This window comes from Bradyrhizobium sp. SZCCHNS3052, assembly GCF_032484495.1.
In the GTDB taxonomy this organism is placed as follows: Bacteria; Pseudomonadota; Alphaproteobacteria; order Rhizobiales; family Xanthobacteraceae; genus Bradyrhizobium.
The window spans coordinates 198,226-207,761 of the sequence record NZ_JAUETB010000009.1 but is presented as its reverse complement, the minus strand read 5'-3'; the positions used below and the strand labels follow the sequence as shown (position 1 = coordinate 207,761).

The 9,536-nt window shown below is 64.6% G+C and carries 8 protein-coding genes; all 8 read left to right on the top strand.

What is annotated here, in order from left to right:
- Window positions 1-7 precede the first annotated feature (7 nt).
- The 8 genes from QX073_RS25075 to QX073_RS25040 all read left to right on the top strand — a co-directional run bounded on the left by QX073_RS25075 (window position 8) and on the right by QX073_RS25040 (window position 9,536).
- The gene (locus QX073_RS25075) at window positions 8-991 is read left to right on the top strand and encodes an alpha/beta hydrolase (RefSeq protein ID WP_316164880.1); all 984 of its coding nucleotides are present in this window, start codon (window positions 8-10) and stop codon (window positions 989-991) included.
- Window positions 988-2,721: a cyclic peptide export ABC transporter gene (locus tag QX073_RS25070; RefSeq protein ID WP_316226550.1), complete on the top strand. Its 1,734-nt coding sequence runs from the start codon at window positions 988-990 to the stop codon at window positions 2,719-2,721. Before QX073_RS25075 ends, QX073_RS25070 begins: the two co-directional genes overlap by 4 nt.
- Window positions 2,722-2,854: 133 nt before the next feature.
- Window positions 2,855-3,916: a GNAT family N-acetyltransferase gene (locus QX073_RS25065; protein ID WP_410052390.1), complete on the top strand. Its 1,062-nt coding sequence runs from the start codon at window positions 2,855-2,857 to the stop codon at window positions 3,914-3,916.
- 18 nt (window positions 3,917-3,934) lie between these two features.
- Window positions 3,935-5,266 (top strand): lysine N(6)-hydroxylase/L-ornithine N(5)-oxygenase family protein, encoded by a 1,332-nt coding sequence (locus QX073_RS25060; RefSeq protein WP_316226548.1) that lies wholly within the window; start codon window positions 3,935-3,937, stop codon window positions 5,264-5,266.
- Between the two features lie 197 nt (window positions 5,267-5,463).
- Entirely contained in the window at window positions 5,464-5,817 is a 354-nt protein-coding gene (locus QX073_RS25055) for a hypothetical protein (RefSeq protein ID WP_315752523.1), read from the top strand.
- A gap of 314 nt (window positions 5,818-6,131) precedes the next feature.
- Window positions 6,132-7,382, top strand: coding sequence for an ABC transporter substrate-binding protein (locus QX073_RS25050; RefSeq protein WP_315752524.1), 1,251 nt, complete (start codon window positions 6,132-6,134; stop codon window positions 7,380-7,382).
- Between the two features lie 119 nt (window positions 7,383-7,501).
- The gene (locus QX073_RS25045; RefSeq protein WP_315827785.1) at window positions 7,502-8,326 is read left to right on the top strand and encodes an AraC family transcriptional regulator; all 825 of its coding nucleotides are present in this window, start codon (window positions 7,502-7,504) and stop codon (window positions 8,324-8,326) included.
- Window positions 8,327-8,525: 199 nt separating this feature from the next.
- Window positions 8,526-9,536 carry a branched-chain amino acid ABC transporter permease gene (locus tag QX073_RS25040; RefSeq protein WP_316226547.1) on the top strand — a complete coding sequence of 337 codons (1,011 nt, stop codon included), beginning with the start codon at window positions 8,526-8,528 and terminating at the stop codon, window positions 9,534-9,536.

Genomic DNA, 9,536 nt, shown 5'->3' with positions numbered 1-9,536 from the left:
GGTGACCATGGGCCTTCATCCTGATATCGCGGCACTGCTCGAGATGATCCAGCTCGGAACGGAATCGGGCGCGCGCATTCCGTTTCCGCAACTTACGCCGGCGCAGGCGCGTGCCGATTTCGACGCCTCCTCGCCGCTGCTGGATGTCGATCCGCCGCCGCTCGCCTTCGAGAGGCAGCTTGCGCTGCCGATGCGCGACGCGACGGAGATTGCCGGGCGCCTCTATGCAGCGCGGCCGTTGGACGTCGCCGATCCGATGCCCGTGCTGCTCTACATGCATGGCGGCGGCTTCGTCGTCGGCAGCCTCGACTCGCACCAGCCGTTGTGCCGGGGCCTTGCCGATGACAGCGGCGCGGCAGTGCTGTCGATCGCCTACCGGCTGGCGCCGGAGCACCGGTTTCCGACGGCATTCGAGGACTGCGTCGATGCCCTCGCCTGGATCGGGCGCGAGGGGCCTGCGCTTGGCCTCGACCCGCGGCGGGTCGCGATCGGCGGCGACAGTGCGGGGGGCACGCTGGCCGCGGCGCTGGCGATCGCCGCGCGCGACGACCGGGCCTTACCGCAGCCTGTCCTTCAGGTCCTCGCCTATCCCGGGCTCAGCCCGCAGCAGGTCTCGGACTCCTACGAGAAATACGGTTCGGGTTATCTGCTTGAGCGCGAGACCGTGGACTGGTTCTTCGACCACTATCTCCGCCATGACGCCGATCGCCACGACTGGCGATTTGCGCCGCTGGCCGCGTCCGATCTCACGCGCGTCGCGCCCGCGCTGATCGTGCTCCCCGAGTTCGATCCGCTGGCGGACGAGGGAAGGGCCTATGCCGCACGCTTGCGCGCGGCCGGCGCCGCCGTGGATCTGAAGGTCTATCCCGGCATGATCCACGAGTTCCTGCGCATGGGCAACGTGGTTCCGGACGCTTTGCACGCCCGCGCCGACATCGGCGCCAAGCTCGCCGCTGTCTTCGCCACGCGAATGGGAGCCGGCAATCCATGATGACGCCATCCAATCCAGGCGTTGCCAGCGTCGGAAGCCTGCTGCGGCCCTATTGGCTGCTGCTCGCCGCAGCCATTCTGCTCGGTCTCCTCGGCGGCGCCAGCGTTGCGGGCCTGCTCGCCGTGGCGAACCGCGGCCTCTACGCAGGGGCAGGCGACGTCGGTGGCCTCGTCGCCTCGTTCGCGGGTCTCTGCATTCTGATCGTGATCGGGTCGGTCGGCTCTGACATCAGCGCGAATGTCGTCGGCCAGCGGATCGTGGCCTCGTTGCGCAAGTCGCTGGCCGCCAAGATCCTGATGGCGCCGATCGACCAGCTCGAATCCTATCGGTCGCACCGCCTCATCCCGGTCCTGACCAAGGATGTCGACGCCATCAGCGATTTCGCGTTCTTCTTTCCGGCCTTCCTGGTGTCGGGCGTCATCGTCGCCGGCTGCCTGATCTACTTGGCGGTGCTGTCGTGGCCGCTGTTCCTGGTAACGGCAGCCTTGATCGCGCTCGGGTCGTTCGTCCATTATCTCGCCCGCAAGCGCGGAATGATGGGCTTCACTCTCGCGCGCCAATACGAAGACGACCTGCAGAAGCATTACCGCGCGATCTCCGAAGGCGCCAAGGAGTTGCGCCTGCATCGCCCGCGCCGGCGCCACGTCCATGTCGATCTGATCGGCCGGACGGTCGACCGGATCGGCAACGTGCAGATCAAGGCCATCAATCTGCTCGTGACGGCGCGCGCGCTCGGGACGGTTCTCCTGTTCCTGGTGATCGGGACCGCTCTGGTGCTGCGTCCACTGCTGTGGCCCGACAGCCCGGCCTCGGTGTCCAGCGGCTTCGTTCTGGTGCTGCTGTTCATGCGCGGACCAATCGACCAGTTGATCGGCATGCTGCCGTCGCTCGGCCGCGCGCAGGTCGCGATGCGCCGGATCGCCGAGTTGTCGGACCGTTTCACCGCCGCAGAGGCGGAACTGCTCGATGATCCGCAGGATCGAACCGCCGACCAGATCGAATCGATCGAACTGCGCGGCGTCTCCTACGCCTTCCCCGCGCTGTCGTCCGAGCGCCCCTTCACCATCGGACCGATCGACCTTCGCATTCGCCGCGGCGAGATCGTCTTCATCGTCGGTGAAAACGGCAGCGGCAAGACGACGCTGATCAAGCTGCTGCTCGGACTCTATGTGCCCGACCGCGGCGTGCTGCTGCGCGACGGCAGCCCGGTCGTCAACGAGACCCGCGACGATTATCGGCAGCTCTTCACCACAATATTCTCGGACTATTTCCTGTTCGACACCTTGGCGCAGCAGAGCAGTCAGCGGCCGGAGCTCGCGCAGCGCTATCTCGACCGTCTCGAGCTCGCCCACAAGGTCTCGATCGATGGCGGCGCATTCTCCACCACCGACCTGTCGACGGGCCAGCGCAAGCGGCTCGCCCTGATCAATGCCTGGATCGAGGGACGGCCGGTGCTGGTGTTCGACGAATGGGCGGCCGACCAGGACCCGGCGTTCCGTCAAATCTTCTACACCGAGCTGCTCGCCGACCTCAAACGTCTGGGCAAGACGATCGTCGTGATCTCACACGACGATCGCTACTTCCACTGCGCCGATCGGATCGTGCGCCTGCGCGACGGTCGGATTGACGCCAGCGACGCCGCTGAACGTCGCGAGCCGGCACAAAGGCAACGCACGCTCACGACCGTTATGCAGGAGCCCGCTCCGTCGCTTGGAGCATCGAATCCGTGAGCCGCATCTTTGTAGTTAATCTAAAGGCAGCGCTACAGACTTTGTTGTCTTCGTCATGCCGGCCGATCTACATCCTGAGCGGGAGTGGACAGAGATGGCGCCCGTGCAGATCAATGAGAGGGAAGGAGTTCGCATGAGCGCGACTGCGAGCGTTAGGGGTAGTGTCCGGACATTCCCTGTCGCAACCGATGCGACAATGTCGGTCGTTCGCGACGATGACGGGCTCCGGGTGATCGCGGACGGCGCGCCATTGCTGTCCCTTCGGCCGGATGGCGAACTGACGCGTCTGATCGTGCACGACCGGATCGATGATTGGCGCCGGGTGTCGCGCGGAGTGGCGGCAATGGCCGAAGCGGTCTTCGGCTGGGCGCCGTCGCTCGAGAGGCTCGTCATCACGCTTGACGACAACCCGGCAGCAGCATCGGCGTTGGCGAAAGACGGCGTTGCGGTCGCGACCGACGGCAGGCTGGCGCTGTATCCGGACATGGTGATGCAGCTTCGCGAGAACTGGCTGACGGACGCCGCGCGCCCGGCGTTTCCACTGTCCTACGCGATGACCGACGGCAGGCGCCATCCGCGGCGGCCGCCCAAGCCGGTCGGCACCGTCTACGCCCGCTTCATTCCCTGGCTGTCCGACGTCGTCAGTTTTCGCGTCGTCGACATCGCTCGCGATCTCCTGCTGGTCCACCGCTGGCTCAACGATCCGCGGGTCGACTCGTTCTGGAATGAAGCGGGAGATATCGACAAGCACCGACAGTATCTGTCGCGGATCATGTCGGACTCGCACATGGTGCCGCTGATCGGCTCCTTCGGTGATCAGCCGTTCGGCTATTTCGAGCTCTATTGGGCGAAGGAAAATCGCATCGCGCCGTTCTACGATGCGGCGGACTATGATCGCGGCTGGCACGTGATCGTTGGCGAGGACGGCTTCCGAGGCCGCCGCTTCATCACGGCCTGGCTTCCCTCGCTCATGCACTACATGTTCCTCGACGATTGCCGCACCGAGCGTATCGTCGGCGAGCCGGCGGCGGCGCATTCGCAGCAGCTGCGCAACCTGGATCTGGCTGGGTTTGCCCGGCTCAAGAACTTCGAGTTCCCACACAAGCGGGCAACCCTGGTCATGTTGCTGCGCGAGCGCTTTTTCGGCGACCGGCTGTGGCAGCCGGCGACCAATGAAGCACCCACAGAAGCCTAGCGCGGACGGAGCATCACCATGTCGTATCATCCTGCCCCTGACTATGATGTCGTCGGCATTGGCTTCGGGCCATCGAACCTCGCACTGGCGATCGCGCTCGACGATTGCGCGAGACAGCAGCGCTTGAAATGCCGGTCCCTGTTCCTGGAGAAGCAGCAGGACTTCAAGTGGCATGGCGGCATGCTGCTGCCCGGCAGCAACATGCAGATCTCCTTCCTCAAGGACCTCGTATCGCTTCGCGATCCGACCAGTCCGTTCACCTTCGTCAACTACCTGCACAAATCCGGCCGGCTGCTCGACTTCACCAACTGCAAGACGTTCTATCCGAGCCGGATCGAGTTCAACGACTACCTCCGTTGGGTCGCCGGTCAGTTCAGCGCCATGGTTGCGTATGGAGAGACGGTCGAGGCTGTCGAGCCCGTGCACGCCGGCCAGTCCGTCACCGCGCTTCGCGTGCTCACGCGCATGGCTGACGGGAAAGAACGGTCACGCGTCACGCGGCACCTCGTGGCCGCCGTCGGCGGCGTGCCGCACATCCCGTCGGTATTCCGAGCGGTCGCGATCGATCCGCGGGTCGTGCACACCAGCGGCTATCTCGGCTCGTCGCTTGCGGCAGGATCGAACGGCCGGTCGCCGCGGGTGGCGGTCGTCGGCGGCGGGCAAAGTGCGGCTGAAGTCACGCTCGATCTCAGCGAACGGGTTCCCGACGCCCACATCGATCTGGTCTTCCGCGGGCACGCCCTCAAGCCGGCCGATAGCAGCCCGTTCGTGAACGAGATCTTCAACCCGGACTACACCGATTATTTCCATTCGCGGTCCGACGGGCAACGCGAGACGATCGTCCGCAGCTTCCGAAATACCAATTATGCGGTGGTCGACCCCGACCTGCTCGATCAGCTCTACCGGATGACGTACCAACAGCGTGTCGCCGGGGCTCGGAGGCTGACGCTCCATCCGCGCAGCGAGATCGTCGCAGCTCATGCCGTCCCGGGGGGGATGGAGCTCGAGTTCGTCAACAAGGACGAGGAGGTCCGCCGCCGGGCAGTGTACGATGCCGTCGTGCTCGCCACCGGCTACGAGCGATCTCCGGTCCCGGCGTGTCTCGATCCGATCAGCCGCTACATCGAGTCGGCGTCGCTCGATCGCGACTATCGTCTGCAGACAAGCCCGGCGTTTCGTCCACAAGTCTATGTCCAAGGCTGCGCCGAAACCTCGCACGGCCTGAGCGACACGCTGCTCTCGGTGCTGCCGATGCGGGCTCAGGAGATCACGAAGTCGCTCGTGTCGACAACGGCGAGAGACCAGGATGCAGCGCCGTCTCAGGACCGGGCGGAGCGCGTGTACTCGTGATGGAAAGTCGAGTGCAGAGCCACGGTAGGCGCGCCGCGCGCGGCGTCGTGGAATGAGGCGAAAGGATATCGTCGCGCGGACCGGGCCGCCCCTGGCGTGTCACGGTCGAATTGTCATCGGGGGGCGCCGTGCCTGCATTCGTCGGATTGCCGACCTTCCGGGTCGGCCGGCGGGCACGGTGGAGTGCAGGATTGGAAATGGGTGAGCCGCATCTGCCTGAGCGGGTCGTAACCTTGCTGGTATCGAGTGAATACGCGCGGCTCGTCGGCCGGACCATGTCGGAGCGGCTCGACTACATCGTCGACATCGCCTCGCTGCATACGCGTGAAGAGCTGGTGCGGCGGCTGGACCTCGGCCGCGTGGTCGTGCGGCAGGTCGAGAAATGGCTCGCGTTCCACGGGCGCCGCGTGCGGCGCCCGAATGAAAGCATCGATATCGTGATGTGCGGGTTGGAATTCCGGAAGCGTCGCATCCGTCGCTCCCGGGTGACGGTACGATCGCGACGACTGAACGCCAAGACGAATCCGAGGGAGCCGGGCCGAGGCAGTTGAGTTGCTCGGGCTCTGCAGCGCGGCGAGGTCGCCGACCACGCCTACCGGGGACTGACGGGACCGCGACGCACGCGGAATGCATCACGCCCTTATCGCGTCGCATCATGGAAAATGAGACTCGTCGTCAAGGTCGAGGCCAGGCGGGTTGCACGCGCGCTCGGCTCATCCGGTAGCCTCCGCGGTCGATGGGGACTGACCGTCGCTCGTCAGAGATGACGCGAGGCGCCGGGAAGGTCCGCTGCCAACATGGCCAGAAAAACAGTGGCCGGCACACGCTCGTGTGCCCCAGCAATGGACGACAAGGGAGGAGTTCGATGCACATGCGAAGTGTAGGTATCGCCGTGTTCACGGCGCTTTTGCTGTCTGGCACGGCATTCGCGCAGGAAAAGATCAAGGTCGGCGTCACGGCGACGCTGGAGGGCACCTATACCGTGCTCGGTGAGGACGGGATGCGCGGACACGTCACCGCGCTGAACGTGCTCGGCAAGAAGGTCGGCGACAAGGAGCTGGAATTCGTCGTCGCGTCGACCGACGCCACGCCGGACTCGGCCGTCCGTGCCGTGCGCAAGCTGATCGAGCAGGACAAGGTACAGATCCTGCTGTCGCCGCTGTCGGGCGACGAGGGCATCGCCGTCAAGAACTTCGCCAAGACGCACCCTGAGCTGACCTTCGTGAACGCGGCGTCCGGTGCGCAGGAGACGACCTATGTCGATCCCGCGCCGAACTTCTTCCGCTTCAACATGGACGGCGCCCAATGGCAGGTCGGCCTCGGCAAATATGCCTACGAGACCAAGGGCTATCGCAAGATCGCGACCGTCGGCGAAGACTATTCCTTCATCTACACCCAGGTGTTCGGCCTGGCGCTGGAGTTCTGCGGCCTGGGCGGCAAGATCACCAGCCGGCAATGGGTCCCGCTCGGCACCAAGGATTTCGCGTCGGTGATTGCGGCGCTGCCCGATGATGTCGATGCGATCTATCTCGGTCTCGGCGGCGCCGATGCCGTCAACTTCCTCAACCAGTATCAGCAGGCAGGCGGCAAGGCGCACCTGATGGGCGGCTCGATCATGATCGACCAGACCATCCTGTCGTCCAAGGGAAATGCCAAGAACGCCCTGATCGGTACGATTGCGGCGTCGGGTCAGGCCGATACCTGGGAGGATCCGCGCTGGCAGAAGTTCGTGAAGGCCTATCAGGACTCGTTCCCGCCGGAGAAGCGCTTCCCGAGCCCGTCGCTGCTCGCCACCAACTACTATGGCTCGACCATGGCGTTGATCCTGGCGCTGCGCGAGGTCAATGGCGATCTGTCGAACAACCAGGCCAAGCTCAAGGCGGCGCTGGCGAAGATCGAGATCGATGCCCCCAACGGCAAGATCAAGCTCGACGCCAACCGCCAAGCCATCGGCACCAACTTCGTCACCGAGGTCGTCGACGACGGCAAGGGCGCGCTGTTCAGCAAGGTGGTGAAGGTGATTCCCGACGTCAACCAGACGCTGGGATATGATGCCGCCACCTTCGCCAAGATCGGCCTGCCGAGCCGCACCGTGCCTGAATGTAAGAAGTACTGACCTTTCTGCAGAGGGCGACGCGGCTCGAGCGGGCTCGGGCCGCGTCGTCGCGTCCCTTGCTTTCTGCCAAGCGATGATCGACGCTGACGAATAATAAGAACCATTTCGGTGAGGAAGTGATGAGTAGGGCGCTCGCCGTCTTTCATGCTCGCTTCGGCCGTGCGACGGTTTATCAGCTCAATCGGCCATTCAATGTGCATGCCCATCGCGAGGGACATCTGATCTTTCACGTTGGCGGGACGCCGGCCGATATTGACGTCTGCGATCAGCATTATCAGATCGGCGAGAACTGGATCGTCGCGGTCAATCCGTGGGAACCGCATAATTTCCTGCCGAACGATGTCGGCAACGGCGCCATCTTCTTCGTGCTCTACGTCAATGCGGAGTGGTTCACGCCATCGGCCGCGCGCGAGCAGGGCTTGCGGTTTGGTCGTACCTGCTTCCGGCGGACCGCCGCGCTCGATCGCTGCATTCGCCGCGCCGCAGCGTTGGTATGTGGCGCGCCATCGCTCGGTTGCCTCGACGGCGAGCTGCGGCAGCTGATCGACAGTTGCTACGAGGAAAGCTGGCGCGTTTCGGAGCAGATGCCCGAACGGCCATGCGCGGAAGTGACGGATTTTCGTGTTCGCAAGTGCATCAAGCTGATGTCGGACAGTCCATGCGCCGAGATCGAGCTCGATCAGATCGCCCGCGAATCCGGACTATCGCGGCCGCATTTCTATCGGCTGTTCCGCAGCCAGACCGGAGTGACGCCCAATCTCTATCTGAATACGCTGCTGATGGAGCGGGCGCTCGATGCCGTCGTGGCAACGGAAGCACCGATTGCCGACATTGGGTTCGATCTCGGATTCACCTCCCAGAGCGGCTTCACGCGCTTCTTCGCCGGCAATGTCGGCATGGCGCCGACCGACTATCGCCGCGCTGCAAAGGTGCTGCGCGCCTGATGTGCTGCTGCGCGTCGCGCGAAAAGAGACTGTCGATCAAGTGCGCACTCTCGTCTGCCGCTACACTCTGGGCAACGTGATCCGCAAAAGGATCCGACGAGGGAGGACGAGCGATGGCCGGCAGACCCGGCGATCTTCGGCTGAATGCGCCTTTCCGCTGTGACGACGGATCCGTCCCTCTTGTCGTGAGGGCGGGCTGATGAGCCGCTTCATCGAGCGTCACCCGATCTGGTCCCTCATTCTTCTTCTCGCCTTGGCGCTGCTGGCGTGGCTGATCTTCGCCGTCTGGCCGCCGGGGCTCGAGGAGGCGATCGGCCGCAAGAAGGTGTTCCTGAGTGCGGTGTTCAATGGCATCACGCTGGGCGGACTGTATTTCCTGGTCGCGAGCGGCTTCACGTTGATCTTCGGCCTGATGCGAAACGTCAACCTTGCGCACGGCTCGCTCTATCTGCTCGGCGGCTATGTGGGCTACGGCGTGTCCGCCGCGACCGGGTCATGGATCCTCGCCTTCGTCGCCGCCTTCATCCTCGTCGCGGCCATCGGCGTTCTCCTGCAGCTGCTCGTCTTTCGTCGCATGGAGGGCCAGGACCTGCGCCAGACCATGGTGACGATCGGCCTCTCGATCGTGTTCGCCGATCTGATGCTGTGGGCGTTCGGCGGCGACTTCTATCAGATCCAGACGCCAGCCTGGCTGATCGGGCCGGTACAGCTGCCGCTGATGACGGCGATGAAATCGTCGGGCGAGGCCGTGTTCCTGCAGTATCCGCTGGTGCGGCTGGTGATCTTCTGCGGCTCCGTCGTGATCGGCGTCGCGATGTGGCTCGCGCTCAACCGCACCCGCGTCGGCATGATCGTGCGCGCCGGCGTGGATGATCGCGAGATCCTGGCGGCGACCGGTGTGCAGATTCAGCTCGTCTTCGTGCTGGTGTTCGCACTGGGCGCGGGGCTGGCCGGCATTGCCGGCGTGGTCGGCGGAACCTTCCAGTCGATCTCACCCGGCGAGGACACGCGCTTTTTGCTGGCCTCGCTGGTCGTCGTCATCGTCGGCGGCATGGGATCGATCCCGGGAGCCGCGCTCGGCGCGCTGATCATTGGGCTCGCCGAGCAGCTCGGCTCGGTCTACATCCCGACCTATGCGATCGTCGTGACCTTCCTGATCATGGTGCTGGTGCTCGCGCTGCGGCCCCAGGGCCTCCTGGCGAGGCGATGA